This window comes from Blautia marasmi, from assembly GCF_900258535.1.
Lineage (GTDB): Bacteria > Bacillota > Clostridia > Lachnospirales > Lachnospiraceae > Blautia > Blautia hominis.
In genome coordinates this window covers 1,357,625-1,374,807 of sequence record NZ_OIWX01000001.1, presented here as the reverse complement: position 1 = coordinate 1,374,807, position 17,183 = coordinate 1,357,625, and the positions used below count along the sequence as shown (strand labels likewise).

Genomic DNA, 17,183 nt, shown 5'->3' with positions numbered 1-17,183 from the left:
AAAATTCCATATTGAAAACTGAATAAAGATGAAATCAGGTACGGTTAAAGCCGTACCTGAATTTTGTATGCATACGTTAGCGAAAGAAGCGGGGGAAAATATATGTATTTTGATGAATTCAGTGCAGTCTGTAATGCGGCGAAAGGTAAGATAAACTTCATGGAGAACAATACCTTTGGTTTTATGGTATCCTCCATCACTGCAGGGCTTTTCATTGCATTCGGAAGTTTTGTAACATTTACTCTGGGAACACCATTGAACGCAGCGGGGTCCCCAATGCTGAAAGCCGTGCAGGCCTTTGCATTTGCGGCAGCATTGAGCCTTGTTATTATGGCGGGTGCCGAGTTGTTTACAGGCAACAATATGGTTCTTGGAAGTGCATCCTTCAGTGGATGTGTGCCCTGGGGCAAGACAGTCAAAGCATGGATCTTATGTTATATCGGAAACTTTTTAGGTTCTCTGTTAGGTGTTGCCGGCTTCCAGCTTACCGGAGTGCCAAAAGGTGATATAGGAGCTTATTTTGCACAGGTAGCTGCCGCAAAGATGTCTCTGACACCTGTACAGCTTCTGGTAAGGGGAATCTTCTGTAATATCCTGGTATGTCTTGCCGTATGGTGCGCATTAAAGATGAAATCCGAGTCAGGAAAGCTGATCATGGTATTCTGGTGTATTTTTGTATTTATGATCTGCGGATTTGAGCATAGTATTGCCAATATGAGTATTCTGGCAGTTGGAATCTTAAATGCAGGGGATGCAGCAGTCAGCGTAGGAGGTTATTTCTATAATCTTTTATTTGTAACCATCGGTAATATGATAGGCGGCGTGTTCTTCGTGGCAGGTCCGTACCATGTTATGACCAAATCAAAAGCGCTAAATTCGTAATATAAAGGAGCGGTCAGAATCTGTTTGGAAAAAAGACAGATTTTGGCCGCCTTTTTTGCATATAATGGAGAGATACCGCAAAGACCAGGAGCTGTTATGCAGGATCAAAAGCTGGAAAATCTTTTGAATCTGGCCTTGGATGCCACACCGCAGGAACGGGAAAAGTCCCTTGTACTGGATGTGGGGTTTGAGCCGGAAGAGAGAAGGTGGGATTTAATTGTAAAATACTCCGGAAGTCTGCAGGGCGCGCTGAACCCGGAGATAAAGGCTGTGGAGCTTTTGGGTGGATTTGCCATACTTTCTGTTCCGGAGAACCAGATCGACAGTCTTTCGGAATATCCCCAGATAGAATTTATTGAAATGCCTAAGCGGCTGTTTTTCGCGGTGGAGCAGGGGCGCGCGGCTTCCTGTATTAATCCGGTGCAGAGCGGGTTTTCACCATTGGGACAGCCGCTTTTTGGGGCAGGTGTTCTTGTGGGCTGTGTGGATTCCGGGGTGGATTATGCCCATCCGGATTTCCGCAATGCAGACGGGAGCAGCCGTATCCTGAGACTGTGGGACCAGACTGTGCCCGGGAATCCGCCGGCCGGTTATGTCATTGGAACAGAGTATACCAAAGAGCAGATTGATGAGGCACTTCAGAAACCGACAGCGGCAGAGCGGTACGCAGCGGTCCCAAGCCGTGATCTGAGCGGGCATGGCACAGGCGTTCTGGGAATCGCCGCAGGTAACGGCAGGGCTTCCGGGGGGCTGCGCAGAGGTGTGGCCTCTGAGAGCCAGATCATAGCGGTGAAATTGGGGACACCTCAGACGGAGGGATTTCCAAGGACCACGGAACTGATGCAGGGAATTGACTACTGCATCCGCCAATCTATTGCCATGGGAATGCCGCTCGCGCTGAATCTGAGCTTTGGCAATAATTATGGTTCCCACAGCGGGGAATCTCTCATAGAGGCATATCTGGACAATGCGTCCAATCTTGGGCGGACAGTCATATGCGTGGGAACGGGGAATGAAGGAAACAAGGCAGTGCACACCTCAGGGACTCTCCGGCAGGGGGAAAGCCAGGCGGCTTCGTTCCAGATCGGTGCTTATGAAACTGGGATGAATATACAGATCTGGAAACAGTATGTGGACCAGATGGATATTTCCCTTCAGCATCCTAACGGTCAGGTGGCCGGGCCGTTTCAGGAAATACTGGGGCCCCAGCGCTTTAATCTGGGGACCACCCAGATACTGATCTATTATGGGAAACCCAGTCCGTTCAGTCTGTCCCAGGAGATTTTCATTGACTTTATCCCCCAGAATACTTACATTGACAGCGGCGTGTGGAAGATCAACCTGATACCGGGGAGGATTGTGGACGGCAGGTACAATTTGTGGATGCCCGGAGGCGCGGCATTGAATGAAGGTACACGTTTCCTATTTCCCGTGCCGGAGATAACCCTTACCATTCCTTCCACAGCCGCAAGGGTGATCTCGGTTGGGGCATACAATTCCAGATACCAGGCTTACGCTGATTTTTCCGGGCGGGGGTTTACCAGGATCACGAATATGGTAAAACCTGATATCGCTGCCCCGGGTGTGGATATTACAACAGCCGCACCAAACGGGGGATATACCTCCAGGACCGGCACCTCATTTGCGGCGCCTTTTGTCACCGGTTCGGCGGCTCTGCTGATGGAATGGGGGATCGTCAGAGGAAATGATCCGTTTCTCTACGGAGAAAAAGTGAAGGCATATCTGCGAAGGGGGGCACGCCATCTACTGGGAGGCCCTTATCCCAATAACCAGACGGGGTATGGAGCCTTATGTCTCAGGGACAGTTTCCCTGTGTAAAAGTTTATAAAACAGGACATTGCCAAAAACAGTGTCCTGTTTTATACTGTGATTGTAACTGTTTCGTACCTTCACAGTTACAGGCCAGTTACAGGCAAAGATCCATGCAGGATCGCCTTCGGCAATGGGATATTACTTGGCTGCGGAACGCATTCTTACGGTCAGCGCAGAAAATGCGCAGACCTATGGAATCGTTGTCTGAGATCATACGAAAACACGGAATAGACACGAGAAAGAAAAGGAGAGATAAAAAGAGATGGGAAAAACACTGAAAAAACTGGTCAGCTATTATAAGCCCTATAAGGGTTTGTTTTTTTCTGACCTGTTTTTTGCGATTTTAGGAGCGGGGATCACGCTGGTGATTCCGCTGATCGTACGCTATATCACCAGCACAGTAGTGAACCAGCCTGTGCGGGAGGCCACAGACCTGATCATGAAGCTGGGTATTTTTATGGTTGCCCTTGTGCTGGTGGAGGCATTTTGTAACTATTATATTGCCTATTACGGTCATATTATGGGAGCCAGGATCGAGCGGGATATGCGCAACGAGATATTTGGACATTACCAGAAGCTCTCTTTTGCGTTTTACGATAACCAGAAGGTTGGACATCTTCTGTCCAGAATTACCTCTGATCTGTTTGACATCAGTGAGCTGCTGCACCATGGACCTGAGGATTTGGTGATCTCTGTCATTAAATTTATCGGTGCGTTTATTATCCTGATGTTTATTAACACGAAACTGGCCTTGTCAGCCTTCCTGTTTGTGCCGTTCCTTCTTATCTATGCTTTTATTTATAACAGGAAGATGAAATCAGCATTCAGGGAAAACAGGGCGCGGATCGCGGATATCAATACCCAGATTGAGGACAGCCTTTCCGGCATCCGTGTGGTGAAATCTTTTGCCAACGAGAAGGAAGAGATGAAGAAATTCCAGAAAGGCAATGAGCGTTTTGTGGACTCCAAGAAACGTAGTTATAAATACATGGGAACCTATAACTCCGGCATGGGCGCATTCACTACCCTGATCACTATCACGGTGCTTCTGGTAGGTGCGTTTTTCATGACAAGAGGGAAAATGCCTGTGGAGGACCTGGTGACCGTGCTTTTGTATATCAATAACTTTACAGATCCTGTGAAGAAGCTGATCACCTTTACAGAGCAGTTCCAGAACGGATACAGCGGTTACTCCCGGTTTCTGGAGATCATGGCCATTGCGCCGGATATCAAGGATGTACCTGATGCAGTGGAACTGGGGGATGTGAAGGGAGAGATTGCATTCCGGGATGTCTCTTTCCACTATGAGGAGAGCCAGGAGGAAGTGCTCAGCCATGTGGATCTGACGGTAAAGGCAGGAGAATATGTGGCCCTTGTGGGAAGTTCCGGTGCGGGAAAAACAACCCTCTGCAGTCTGATCCCCAGGTTTTACGATGTGAGCGGCGGAAGCGTGTGTCTGGACGGCATGGACGTGAGGAATATCAAGCTGCAGAGTCTGAGAAATCATATTGGTATTGTACAGCAGGATGTATATCTGTTTGCGGGAACGGTCATGGAGAATATACGCTATGGAAAACCGGATGCAACGGACGAGGAGGTACTTCGTGCGGCAAGGGCTGCCAATGCGCATGATTTTATTATGGGTCTGGAGGATGGTTATGACACGGATATCGGACAAAGAGGGGTCAAGCTTTCCGGAGGGCAGAAGCAGAGGCTTTCCATTGCCAGGGTATTCCTGAAGAATCCGCCGATCCTGATCTTTGATGAAGCCACATCCGCACTGGACAATGAGAGTGAGAAAATCGTACAGCAGTCTCTGGAAAGCCTGGCAAAAGACAGGACAACCTTTGTCATTGCACACAGATTGTCCACGATCCGTAAGGCGGAGAGGATACTCGTCCTGACTGACGACGGGATCGCAGAGGAGGGGACCCATGAGGAGCTGATGCAGAGAGAGGGTCTGTACAGCAGCCTTTATAAGCTGTCCTTTGTGTAAAAAAATAATTTTTTGATTTAATGTGTTAAAACGTTGATTTTGCCGGACGGAAAATGGTATAATCGTAGGTATCCGAATGAAAGACTACATAGAAAGGAAGAGTAATAATATGATAGCAGATAAAATGGTGAATTTGGTAAAAAACAGTTCAGCTATCCGGGCTATGTTTGAGGAAGGCAAAATTATGGCGGCCAAATACGGAGCTGAGAATGTATATGACTTCAGCCTTGGAAACCCCAATGTCCCGGCGCCGGCGGAGGTAAAGCAGGCAGTCTATGAGGAGCTGGAGAAAGAAGATCCGGTTGTGCTGCACGGATATATGAACAACAGCGGATACGAGGATGTAAGGGGAGCCATCGCTGCATCCATTAATAAAAGATTCGGCACTGCTTTTGGGGAACAGAATATCATTATGACGGTAGGTGCGGCAGGAGGATTGAACGTTATCCTGAAAACCCTGTTGAACCCGGGGGACGAAGTGATCGTCATAGCACCGTATTTTGGTGAGTATAACAGCTATGTCTCAAACTATGACGGTAAGATCGTGGTTGTAAGCCCCAATACGGAGACATTCCAGCCGAACCTGGAAGAACTGGAGCAAAAGATCACTGCCAAAACCAAGGCTGTGATCATCAACTCTCCAAATAACCCCACAGGTGTTGTGTACTCTGAGGATACGATCAAGAAGATGGCAGATATCCTCCGCGGAAAAGAAAAAGAGCTGGGAACCGATATTTATCTCATTTCGGACGAGCCTTACAGGGAACTGGTATATGATGGGATTGAGGTTCCGTATTTGACAAAATACTATGAAAATGCTATCATTGGTTATTCCTACAGCAAGTCCTTGTCCCTTCCGGGTGAGCGTATCGGATATCTGGTGATTCCGGATGAAGTGAGTGATGCTGAGGATGTAATTGCAGCAGCGAACGTGGCTACCCGTATTCTCGGATATGTCAATGCTCCGTCCCTGATGCAGAAAGTTGTCGCAAAGTGTCTGGATGCCAAAGTAGACGTACCGTTTTATAACCGTAACCGGGAAGCCTTATATAATGGACTGAAAGAACTGGGATTTGAGTGCATAAAGCCGGAAGGCGCATTCTACCTGTTCGTAAAATCCCCGGTGGAGGACGAGAAGGCCTTCTGTGCGGCGGCGAAGAAGCACAATATCCTGATCGTTCCGGGATCTTCTTTTGCCTGTCCCGGTTATGTGCGGATCGCTTACTGTGTATCCTACGAAACAATCATGAATTCTATGCCTGGCTTCAAAGCTCTGGCTGAAGAATTCCAGGTAAAGTAACAGGAGGTTTTAATGGAATCCGTAGTACATTGGTTTGCTGAAAACATGCCGTCCTTCCTGACACCGGAAGCAGCCGTCTTTTTGATTTCCATGGTTCCCATACTGGAACTGAGGGGCGGACTTTTACTGGCAACCGTATTGAAAATTCCCATGCTTCAGGCCGTCATTGCCTGTATCCTCGGGAATATCATTCCTATCCCGTTCATTCTGCTTTTTATCAGACAGATTTTTAAGTGGCTGAAGAAGACAAAAGTGTTTCGCCCTCTGATCGTTAAGCTGGAAAAAAGGGCCATGGGAAAGAGTGACAAGATTAAAAAATATGAGTTCTGGGGACTTGTTCTGTTCGTGGGGATCCCGCTGCCGGGAACCGGAGCATGGACAGGAGCTTTGATCGCATCTCTTCTGGAAGTGGATCTGAAAAAGTCCGTTCCCGCCATTTTGCTGGGACTCTGTATAGCCACGATTATCATGTGCTTTTTGGGATATGGAGCGCTTGGTTCCGTATTAAGTTAGAATTGAGGACACCCTGTGGGGAACTGTTGATGCAGTTTCCCCAGGGTGTTTTTATATTACCCTAGGCAGGGACATGGGGATTTTTCTTTTATTTTAATAAAAATTTTAATGAATTATCATTACTTTTTGGGAAAGATATGATAAGATGGCGGTATAACAGGAAAGGATTTTGATGCCATGAGCAAACGAGAATTTTTAGAGGTACTGCGGGAAACGCTCGCTTCAGAGCTTCCTCAAAATGTGGTAAATGGACATGTACAATATTACGACCAATATATAAGCGATGAGATAAAAAAAGGCGCATCTGAGGCGGAGGTGACAGGGCGCCTGGGAGATCCCCGGCTGATCGCCCGCACGATCCTGGAGACTTCCGGTGCGTCCGGCACTGGTCACCAGGAAGGGCACGGGAGCCAGTCTTCATACAACCAGACCTCCTACAGCCAGAGTGGGAGCGAGAACTCCGGCAGCGGTTTCCACCATGTGCAGGAAAAGATGCATAATAACCCAACCGTGCATCTGGCACTGGGGATCTTGATCGTGGTGGGTGTGATCGCTCTGATCATCAGTATTGTCAGTGCGCTGTTACCGGTGGTACTCCCTATTGTGGCAGTTTTGATCCTGCTCTCCTTCCTGCGCAGAAGGATGTAGCGGCCAAGGCTTATGAAAGGCGCTGTATAGCAAGGAATATGTGTTGCGTATTCCTTGCTGTACAGCGCCTTTTATGCGTTATAGTGTCTCCAGTTCCAGCAGTGTGAGATGACCGCTGAAAACCTTGTCCGCTGCAAGGGCTACGGAGCCAATGAGCGGGGCGTTGCCTCCGAATGTGGAGTGGAGGATGGAAAGAGGATTGAATTTGGCTGTCAGGGTGATCCTGGAGAGTTTGTGATACAGCAGATCCTCGATGATGGTGTTGGTTCCATCAGAATCATACCCCACGATGATGGTGGAGAGGTTGAGCAGATTCAGGGTATTGCTGAGGGAATAGGCGATGTAGGAGCAGAATTCCTCCAGCACGGTGACTGCAAGAGGGTCCTGCTGATTGCCGCAGGATACAATATCCAGCCAGCCGGGTGTCTTGGGGATGGATAAGGGAGAGTTGGGGTAAAAGGGAGCAAGCTCCTTTATCCTTTGCTGCAGGTTATCCAGGTTGGCATATAGATCCAGGCATCCCCGGTTGCCGCAGGCGCAGAGGGGGCCGTCAAAATTAATAGAGGTATGGCCAATCTCGCCGCTCTGCCCCGAATCCCCGTCATATAGAGCATGATTCAAAATAAACCCGGCTCCGATCCCATTCATAATATGAAGATAAGCAAAATTAGATATAGAGGTGCCGGAACCAAACAATTTTTCTGAAAAAGCCCCTGCTGTGGCGTCATTCACCAGAAATACAGGCAGGCCGGTCTCTTCCCTGATGATAGAAACAATGGGCAGGTTCTCGATGCCATAGAAATAAGGGGGATTCAGTATGATACCCTTTGAGGAATCCAATGGCCCGAGGGAAGCGATACCAATTGCAATGATACGCCGTTTCGTGCTTTCTGCACACTCCGTATAAGCTTTCGTTAAAATCTGAAGCAGGTCTTCTGAGCTGTTAAGGGTGTCATAAGGGTAATCCACCTGTTTAAAGATCCTGCCGCCCAGATCAGAGAGAATGATCTGAAACAGCTTTCTTTTGATCAGCATTCCGCAGATACAGGGGGAGTTTTGGGCCAGAGTAAGAAGGATAGGCCTGCGTCCGTAACTTGCAGAAGTATTATTGGAAACATTTATGGTCTCTTCTGCCAGACCGGAGCTGAGCAGTTCTGTAACAATGTTGCCTACCGTCATTTTTGACAGCCCGGTACTCCGGGCAATATCAACTCTTGATATTCCGCTGCTTGTTGCTATATGCTTTAAAACAAGCATTCGATTTTTCGATTTCACGTCCTGGATATTTGATCCGGTTTTTTCCATCATATAATACCGCCTTTATATAGTAAATTTGCAGCTGTTCAGCACCCTTACGGTTACAGGCAAAAATCCGTACAGAATCGTCATTGGTGAGGGGCGTTTTTGCCTGGATGCAAAATGCTTTCCTGCGGTCAGCGCAGGAAATGCAGATCTACGGAACAGTTACAGAGATCAGACTTTGCGTTTGTGGGAGAGCAGGTTGAAAAGAAACATAAAACCCCAAAATGCATAGTGACTTTGTATTCTTAAATTCATTATAGTATAGATGTTAATAAAAGGCAATAGTACGGAGAGTTTACTTATGCGTCTGTAATGTTGTTGCGAAAAGTGAAAAGTGCACAAATAATTTGATAAAAAAATGTGAAAAAGGTCGAATTGCACATTATATAGTAAAATAAATTGACTTTATAGTAAAACGATGTTACTATGTACTCATCAAAAAGAGAGACCAAAAAGCTGGTCTTTGTGTAAAGGAGGAGGTATTTTTATGTTTAAAAAGAAAATTGCAGGTCTGTTGGCAGCGATGATGTGTGTATCATTGATTGGATGCGGAAGCGGGGGTGATAAACCGGCAGATGAGACAAAAAAAGCAGAGACAGAGGAAAGCGGCGGCAGTTCCGCTGAGTCTGATGTGATCAAGATGGCTGTGGGGGCAGACCGTGTTGATTTTTACAGAGGGCTGGCAGATGAGTTTGAGAAGCAGAATCCGGGAAAGAAAGTGGAGATCATTGAAATCGTCAATGGCTCTGACATGTACACAAAAATCACAATGATGATGCAGTCAAAAGAGACATCTCCTGATCTGATAACCGAGGATGGGTTCATGATCATGTCCGATGCGGAGGCCGGTTATCTGGAACCGCTGGATGAATTCATGAAGAATTGGGGGGATGCAGGCCAGTTTGAGGAGGCTATCCTGGACGGCGCCAAAGGTGCTGACGGTGTGCAGTACGGGGTTCCATTTTCCACGGATACCCAGTGTCTTTGGTATGACAAGAAGCTGATGGAGGAAGCAGGGGTTTCTGTTCCGTTCCAGCCAAAGAACTGGGATGAGATCATTGAGGCCGGCAAAAAGCTGAAAGAGGTTGGAGGTGAAGGATTTATCCCATTTTTCCTGTATGCATCCAAAACCTCACCTGAGGAGACTTCTATGAGAACCTTCCAGGAGCTTTACTCGGGAACAGGCGGAACTTTATATGATTTTGACACAAAGAAATGGGTTGTTGATAAAGAGAATTTACTGAAGGTCTATAATTTTGTAAATGATGTTTACAATGTGGAGAAGATCGGTGCACCTCTCAGTATTGTATCACAGCAGAAAGTGGAAGACCTTTTTGTAAGTGATTATATGAAAAACGGAAAACTGGGCATGATCTTCACAGGAAGCTGGGTACCCGGAAACTGGGGAGAGGGAAGGACCTATGAATGGCCGGAAGGTCTTGATACCTGGGCGGTTGCCAAGATTCCCACATATGACGGAAGCGGTGACGGTTTCAGCACCATGTCCGGCGGCTGGACCTGGGCGATTCCCAAGAATGCCAATAATAAAACCGGCGGGGAAGAACTTCTGAAGTTCATTGCAGGAAAAGACTGCCAGCTTAAATACGCCATGTTCTCAGGTGACTTGGCCGTGCGTAAAGACGTCATGGAGGATGAAACATACTTATCACAGAAAATGTCTGTAGTAAAAGAGGCCGGCGAGATGCTGCCGTATGCACATTTCAGACCGTCCGTAGAGGGATATTCCACTCTGACAACCATGTTTACAGAGGTGGTGGAGAGCATTGCCATGGGAAGCGCAAGTCCGGATGATGCGGCAGCTACTTTTGAGTCAGAGATGAAACGAATTGTGGGCGAGGAAAACGTGACTGTGAAATAAAGGAAACTATTCAGTAGGTCAGCGCATTTACTGTGCTGACCGTAAGAAAGCGTACCGCAGCCAAGCAAAAATCCCATTGCCGAAGGCCATTCTGCATGGATTTTTGCCTGTAACTGTGAAGGCACTGAATAGTTATAAATAAAGGATCTACATTCAGCTTGGAGCATTGCTCCAAGCTGAATCTTTAAAGGAGAGACTGAGGATGGTTGGAACAAGAAATCAAGAAAAACGAAAGATATGGAAGACAGCACTTTTTTTCTCCCCATCAATTTTACTGCTTGGCGTTTTCTTCATAGGCCCCATGATCATGACTGTCTTTTTTTCTTTTACGGACATTTCACTGACGGGGAGTTCCGCACAGGCAATGAAATTTGTGGGGTTCAGGAATTTTATTGAGATTTTCAAAGACCCGAAACTTCTTACTGTATTAAAAAATACCATGGTATTTTTGGTGTTTTCAGGTATTATTGGGCAGCAGTGTCTGGGATTTCTGCTGGCATCTCTCATGAGAGGGAAAAACAGACTGGTTCGGAAATTTGTCGGCTTTACAGTAGTGGCAGGCTGGATCACCCCGGAAGTGATCGCGGCATTTATGTTCAGCTCCTTTTTTGCCGATGCAGGTACATTGAATAAGATCACGGGTATTTTCGGGATATCGCCGGTTTCCTGGCTCTTTACATTTCCCATGGCCTGTGTTGTCATAGCAAATATATGGAAAGGGTCAGCCTATTCCATGATGATGTTCCAGGCATCCCTGGATAATATATCAGATGATATTGTGGAGGCAGCTAAAATTGACGGTGCCAATGGATTCCAGATCTTGCTCAGGATCACACTGCCCATGATAAAAAGCACTATGGCCACCACATTCGTGATCGTGACATTGTCTACCTTGGGCGCATTTGGCCTTGTGTTTGCCATGACAGGAGGCGGACCGGCTATTATGACAACAACACTTTCTATATTTATGTATCAAAAAGCGTTCATTGCATATCAGATAGGATACGGTATGGCCATTGCCCTTTTTATTCTGGCGATCGGGATTCTGCTGAGTCTTGTATATATCAGGCTGATTCGTGCAAACGACGGCAATTAGGAGGGGATCATCATGAAGAAAAACAAGAAAAACGTACAGAAAATCATTCCCTATATGATCTTGCTGATAATTGCAGGCGCATTTTTGCTTCCACTCCTGTGGCTGGTATTTGCTGCTTTTAATCCGGAAGCCAGTCAGGCGTTCGCAGTGCCAAAGCATATGAGTGTTGAAAACTTCAGGGTTATCCTCACAGATGCCAAAAACCAGAGGGGGTTCCTGAACAGTTTGTTTATTTCTGTTGTACAGACAGGTATTGTTCTGGTGTGTTCCCTGCTGGCAGCATATCCCTTGTCAAGATATGAGCTGAAGACAGGACAGAAGATCACCATGGGGATGCTGTTTTTGACCTCTATTCCCATCACAGCGGTGATGGTGCCTGTTTATCAGATGTTTATTATGATGAAGCTGGTTGATTCCTTGGGGGGAACTATTATCTTCCTTTCAGCATCAGGGCTTCCCTATGGCATCTGGATGATGAAAAATTTTCTGGACGGGGTTTCCGTTGATCTGGAGGAGGCGGCGTGGATTGACGGTGCGTCCGCGGTCAAGAGTATGATACATGTGGTGCTGCCGCTGATGCTTCCCGGATTATTTACAGTTGCCATGTTCACGTTTGTGGGGAGCTGGGGAAACTTTTTTGTACCGCTGATTTTGCTGCAGTCCACAGAGAAAATACCGGCTGCCGTGAATATTTACCGTTTCTTTGGGGAACGCGGACAGGTTATCTACGGACAATTGGCGGCTTATTCCATTGTCTATATGCTTCCTGTATTTGTTTTATATTTCTTCTCACAAAACTATATGTCAAAGGGATTTGCAATGACCGGAGCCTCAAAAGGCTGACTGCAATCACCTGCACGTTACGGTTCACTCCGCTGCAGGCAGCACGCTTCCCCATGCACAGATACGGAGCATCCCGGGCTGATCGTACCGGCGGGCTTGAGGATGGAAGCGTAAGGACCGTAATGTCTATATTTCTAAGATTGGGAGGTTACAATTATGAAGAAATTGTATATGATCGGAAATGCGCATTTGGACCCTGTATGGCTTTGGCCGTGGCAGGAGGGATTCCAGGAAAATAAAGCCACCTGCAGATCGGCGCTGGAACGGCTGAGTGAATATGAGGATGTAATATTTACGTCAAGCTCCGCGCAGTTTTATGAGTGGATCGAAAAAAATGATCCGGAGATGTTTGCGGAGATTGAAAAGAGAGTCCGGGAAGGCCGCTGGGTGATCTGCGGGGGCTGGTGGGTGCAGCCGGACTGCAATATCCCCTGTGGGGAATCGTTTGCCCGCCATGCTCTGCTTGCCCAGAATTATTTTAAAGAGAAATTTGGTGTGACTGCCAAAACCGGATATAATGTGGACAGCTTTGGACATCAGGGTATGATGCCTCAGATCTTGAAGCTGTCGGGTATGGAAAATTATGTGTTTATGCGCCCGGGGCCTCATGAAAAGGGGCTGCCCGCCAGAAATTTTATCTGGGAATCAGATGACGGTTCAAAGGTGCACGCTTTTCGTCTTCCATTTTCCTACTGTACGTTCGGCAGGCTGGAGGACCATATGAGGGCTTGCAAGGAAGAGTTTGACGCCGGTGTAGATGAGCTGATGTGTTTTTATGGTGTGGGAAACCATGGAGGCGGCCCAACCATCGAAAATATTGAGACTGTGAAAAAGCTTCAAAAGGAATGGGATGACGTTCAGATCGTCTTTGCTGACCCGGATTTTTACTTTGAGAAACTCAGGGAAAGAAAATATGAACTTCCGGTGGTACATGGAGATTTGCAGCATCATTCCAGTGGCTGTTACAGTGCGGAATCTCAGGTGAAGCGTTACAACAGGAAGGCGGAGAATGCTCTTTTGAGGGCAGAGAAATTTTCTGTTATGTCAAAGCTAATCACCGGACATGGCTATACGGAGGGACTGACAGAGGGATGGAAGCGTGTCCTGTTTAACCAGTTCCATGATATCTTGGCAGGGACCAGTATCCAAAAGGCATATGAAGATACCGGAAATGAATTCGGGGAGGCGCTGTCCATCGCAGCCAGAAACGAGAATAACAGCCTGCAGGCCATCTCCTTCCATATTGGGATTGAGCAGGAAGAGAATATGCTGCCGGCAGTGGTGTTTAATCCCCATGGATGGGAAGTGGAGGAATACGTGGAAGTGGAGACAGGAATGTTCGGCAATTTCTGCAGGGGTGAATCTTATATTGTAAAAGACAGCAGCGGCCATGTGGTACCGTCACAAAAAATCTCTTCCGACGCTAAGGTGAACGGAAGAAACCGCATTGTGTTTCAGGCTTGTGTGCCCTCCCTTGGTTATGCTGTGTTCCGCATTTATGCAGTGGAGCAGGAACAGGAGCAGGAGCATACCTCTTGCGCACTGGTTTTGGAAAATGAAAAAGTCCGTGTCCAGTTTGAGGAGAAGACAGGGGCAATGGTTTCAATCTGGGATAAGGAAAACAAGATTGAATACTGTGACGGGGTTTTCGGAAGAGCTGTGGTAGTTAAGGACAATTCGGATACGTGGAGCCATGGTGTCACCAGATTTCATGAGACAGAGGGATTCTTTGTCCCGCAGTCCGTGAAAAAGACAGAGGATGGGCCGGTAAGGAGCAGTATCCGGGTCATCAGCAAATACAAAAATTCCACACTGGTACAGATTTATACATTATATAAGGAAGACAGTTCTGTCAGGGTTTCTGCAAAGATCAACTGGCAGGAAAAATTCCGCTGTGTAAAAATCCAGTTCCCAGTTGCGCTGGACCAGTACAGAGGAATATACGAAATTCCATTTGGCTGTATTGAGAAGGCCTGCAACGGGGAGGAGGAACCGGTACAGCGCTGGATGGATCTATCAGGAATGCAGGAGGATAATCATAAGGTGATCTGTGGAGTGGGTATTTTAAATGACTGTAAATACAGTGCCTGTATGGAGCACAACTGCATGGAAATGACAGTTTTGAGAAGTCCTGTGTATGCACATCATAATCCTTATATTCTGGATGAGGAGGAGGATGACTATCAGTTCACAGACCAGGGAATACAGAATTTCTGTTATACCATCGTTCCCCATCTGGGAACCGGGAAAGAGGCACATTTGGTGCAGCGGGCAGAAGAATTAAACCAGCCCTGTGTCACAGTGATAGAGACGTATCACAAAGGTGACTATCCCCAGAAGGCAGAACTCTTGACAGTGAGTGAGTCCCATGTGGTGCTGTCTGCCCTGAAAAAGGCGGAGAAAGACAGGGGATATATTGTCAGGCTTTATGAGACAGAGGGAAAGGCGTGTCAGGCTGAGATCTGTCTGCATTTCCTTGAAAAAACCATTCATGCGGAGTTTAAACCGTATGAGATCAAAACATTTTTGGTCAGTGAATCTGTGGATGCAGAGCCAGCCAAGGTGAATTTCCTGGAATGGGAAGAATGATGCGCCAAAAGAATGCCTGCGAGGAGATTGAACTATGAAAGACGACTATGTGATCGGTATTGATATAGGCGGCACAAAATGCGCAGTGGTGCTGGGTGAAGCTGGAAAAGCGGATGAGGACTGCCGGGTGTTGGACAGAGTATGCTTTGCTACTGAGGCTAAGAGAGGGCCGGATTGTGTGATCCGGGATTTATTTGGTGCAGTCCGGGCACTGCTTGAGAAAAACCATATTCAGACAGAGCGGCTGCAGGCAATAGGCATAAGCTGCGGAGGCCCCTTGGATCATATAAAGGGGGTGGTGAAGAATCCCCCCAATTTATATGGATGGGATAATATACCTATTGTGGATATTATGGAAAAGGAGTTTCAGGTTCCCGCATACATACAGAATGATGCCAACGCCTGTGCGCTGGCGGAATGGAAATTCGGGGCAGCCAGAGGGTATCAGCATGTGATATTCCTTACATATGGCACAGGTATGGGCGCCGGCCTTATCCTGGATGGAAAACTGTATAATGGCGCTAACAATATGGCCGGGGAAGTCGGACATGTGAGAATGACAGAGAGCGGCCCTGTGGGGTTTGGCAAATCCGGCTCTTTTGAAGGGTTCTGCAGCGGCGGAGGAATTGCCCAGATCGCCAGGATGAAGGTGCTGGAGAAGCTGCAGATAGGTGAACGCCCGTCTTTTTGCCCGAGCTTTGAACAGATTGAGGAATTGTCTGCTAAAACGGTAGCTCTTGCTGCCAAGGGTGGTGACCCTCTGGCGCTTGATATCTATGAAACCAGTGGATATTATCTGGGAAGGGGACTTGCGATCCTCATAGATATTCTGAATCCGGAGATCATTGTGCTGGGCAGTGTCTACGAAAGAAGTGAAGATCTGTTATGGCCATGTGCGCAGAGAGTGATCGAGCAGGAGGCCTTGGCTATTTCAAGAGAAGGATGCAGGATCGTGCCCGCTAAACTGGGAAATAAGATCGGTGATTATGCGGCACTTTCCGTGGCGATCCAGGGAGGGAAAAATGGGCAGAGAGTATGCAGTGTATGAAAAATTCCGGGAGGATTATCCTGTTTTGAGGGACCAGCCTGTCTGGGCAGCTTTTGAACTGCTCCTGCAGAGCTGCCGAAGCGGTGGAAAGATACTGGTCTGCGGAAATGGAGGCAGTGCATCGGATTCGGAACATATTGTAGGAGAACTGATGAAAGGCTTTCTGCTGAAGCGCGAACTGCCGGATGAGGAGAAGGAAAAATTCAGGAACCTGGAAGGGGGAGAGACCTTATCCGGTAGGCTGCAGCAGGGAATTCCCGCTATTTCCCTCAACAGCTATACGTCTTTGATGACAGCTGTGGGAAATGATACCTCCTTTGACATGATATTCGCGCAGCAGGTTTATGCTTACGGACAAAAGGGGGATGTGCTCATAGCTATCACTACATCCGGAAACTCTGCAAATATTGTGGAGGGCGCAAAGACCGCGAAAGTAAAAGGGATGAAAGTATTGGGAATCACAGGGGAGAAGGAATCCGTGCTCTCAAAATACTGTGATATTTGTTTTCGGATGCCGTCAGCAGAGACGTACCGTGTTCAGGAGTATACCCTGCCCCTGTATCATACGCTGTGTGCCATGCTGGAGGAGGCCGTTTTTGGATAATAGTTTGAAAACTTCCGCGGGGGCGATGAAAAGCTCCTGCGGAAGTTTTTTGCAGATGTGATGGGGGAACATGATTTTACCGCTTGAGTTACAATATACACTTTTATGTCCCTATGTATCACAAATGGGCGATGTATGACAAGTTTGGGGAATATGCAGATATACGCCTAAGACATTAGAGGATTTCTGTAAATTTAAAGGATTATATGCATACTTTGCCTCTTTTACCCCTCCTTGAACAGCTAGTTGATCATCCCCTTATTTAATTATTTATACTCCCCTTGAAACACCCTGTAGCTCCCCTACAGGGTGTTTCTCTGTCTATTTATAAGGGGTTGGGGGTACTTGCTTACCATATTTCGGAACTCGCCTGGCCGCCCCCGTAGTCTGCGGCTTTCACCTGTGGTACCGGCAGCCTCACCATCCTTGACGTAAGTAAGCCATCCCTTAGACTGTACATGGGCTATATTAAGGCGTTCTTTGCCTCTTGTGATTTATTAGAGTTCATAGGAAAATGTGGTGTGTGGTGTAAAATTGGTGTAAAAAACAGGGTTCATTTTGACATTTGGTTGTAGGGCATTATATTTTAGGCTATAATTATTTAATAAAAAGTATTACGAGAAGAAAATTAGGAAAGAAATGGAAATTAT

Annotated in this window: 14 protein-coding genes; 12 read left to right on the top strand and 2 right to left on the bottom strand. The window is 47.2% G+C overall.

All coding sequences use genetic code 11. The features are described from left to right. Window positions 1-102: 102 nt before the first annotated feature. From C6P39_RS06140 to C6P39_RS06115, 6 genes are all read left to right on the top strand, one after another. On the top strand, window positions 103-882 hold the full coding sequence (locus C6P39_RS06140; RefSeq protein WP_095175514.1) for a formate/nitrite transporter family protein: 780 nt from the start codon (window positions 103-105) through the stop codon (window positions 880-882). A gap of 96 nt (window positions 883-978) precedes the next feature. Beyond that, window positions 979-2,721, top strand: coding sequence for a S8 family peptidase (locus tag C6P39_RS06135; protein ID WP_095175675.1), 1,743 nt, complete (start codon window positions 979-981; stop codon window positions 2,719-2,721). A gap of 256 nt (window positions 2,722-2,977) precedes the next feature. After that, window positions 2,978-4,711, top strand: coding sequence for an ABC transporter ATP-binding protein (locus tag C6P39_RS06130; protein ID WP_104803158.1), 1,734 nt, complete (start codon window positions 2,978-2,980; stop codon window positions 4,709-4,711). A gap of 109 nt (window positions 4,712-4,820) precedes the next feature. After that, on the top strand, window positions 4,821-6,011 hold the full coding sequence (locus tag C6P39_RS06125; RefSeq protein ID WP_104803157.1) for a pyridoxal phosphate-dependent aminotransferase: 1,191 nt from the start codon (window positions 4,821-4,823) through the stop codon (window positions 6,009-6,011). Window positions 6,012-6,023: 12 nt separating this feature from the next. Continuing rightward, window positions 6,024-6,524: a COG2426 family protein gene (locus C6P39_RS06120; RefSeq protein WP_095175511.1), complete on the top strand. Its 501-nt coding sequence runs from the start codon at window positions 6,024-6,026 to the stop codon at window positions 6,522-6,524. 177 nt (window positions 6,525-6,701) lie between these two features. Next, window positions 6,702-7,172, top strand: coding sequence for a DUF1700 domain-containing protein (locus C6P39_RS06115; RefSeq protein WP_095175510.1), 471 nt, complete (start codon window positions 6,702-6,704; stop codon window positions 7,170-7,172). A 78-nt stretch (window positions 7,173-7,250) separates the two neighbouring features. Here the strand turns inward: C6P39_RS06115 and C6P39_RS06110 are convergent, their stop codons facing one another. Further along, a complete protein-coding gene (locus tag C6P39_RS06110; RefSeq protein ID WP_095175509.1) occupies window positions 7,251-8,480 on the bottom strand; it encodes an ROK family transcriptional regulator in 1,230 nt (409 codons plus the stop codon). A gap of 481 nt (window positions 8,481-8,961) precedes the next feature. Between C6P39_RS06110 and C6P39_RS06105 the strand changes: the two genes are divergently transcribed. The 6 genes from C6P39_RS06105 to C6P39_RS06080 all read left to right on the top strand — a co-directional run bounded on the left by C6P39_RS06105 (window position 8,962) and on the right by C6P39_RS06080 (window position 16,533). After that, window positions 8,962-10,353 (top strand): extracellular solute-binding protein, encoded by a 1,392-nt coding sequence (locus C6P39_RS06105; protein WP_158661471.1) that lies wholly within the window; start codon window positions 8,962-8,964, stop codon window positions 10,351-10,353. 202 nt (window positions 10,354-10,555) lie between these two features. Then, entirely contained in the window at window positions 10,556-11,449 is an 894-nt protein-coding gene (locus C6P39_RS06100; protein ID WP_095175507.1) for a carbohydrate ABC transporter permease, read from the top strand. Window positions 11,450-11,461: 12 nt separating this feature from the next. Then, the gene (locus tag C6P39_RS06095) at window positions 11,462-12,292 is read left to right on the top strand and encodes a carbohydrate ABC transporter permease (RefSeq protein WP_187144052.1); all 831 of its coding nucleotides are present in this window, start codon (window positions 11,462-11,464) and stop codon (window positions 12,290-12,292) included. Window positions 12,293-12,448: 156 nt separating this feature from the next. Then, window positions 12,449-14,881: an alpha-mannosidase gene (locus tag C6P39_RS06090; RefSeq protein WP_104803155.1), complete on the top strand. Its 2,433-nt coding sequence runs from the start codon at window positions 12,449-12,451 to the stop codon at window positions 14,879-14,881. A 34-nt stretch (window positions 14,882-14,915) separates the two neighbouring features. Then, window positions 14,916-15,929 (top strand): ROK family protein, encoded by a 1,014-nt coding sequence (locus tag C6P39_RS06085; RefSeq protein WP_104803154.1) that lies wholly within the window; start codon window positions 14,916-14,918, stop codon window positions 15,927-15,929. Continuing rightward, on the top strand, window positions 15,904-16,533 hold the full coding sequence (locus C6P39_RS06080; protein ID WP_095175503.1) for a D-sedoheptulose-7-phosphate isomerase: 630 nt from the start codon (window positions 15,904-15,906) through the stop codon (window positions 16,531-16,533). Before C6P39_RS06085 ends, C6P39_RS06080 begins: the two co-directional genes overlap by 26 nt. 302 nt (window positions 16,534-16,835) lie before the next feature. Here C6P39_RS06080 and C6P39_RS28695 read toward each other — a convergent pair whose 3' ends face one another. Beyond that, window positions 16,836-17,000 carry a hypothetical protein gene (locus C6P39_RS28695; protein WP_408608519.1) on the bottom strand — a complete coding sequence of 55 codons (165 nt, stop codon included), beginning with the start codon at window positions 16,998-17,000 and terminating at the stop codon, window positions 16,836-16,838. Between the last annotated feature and the right edge of the window lie 183 nt (window positions 17,001-17,183).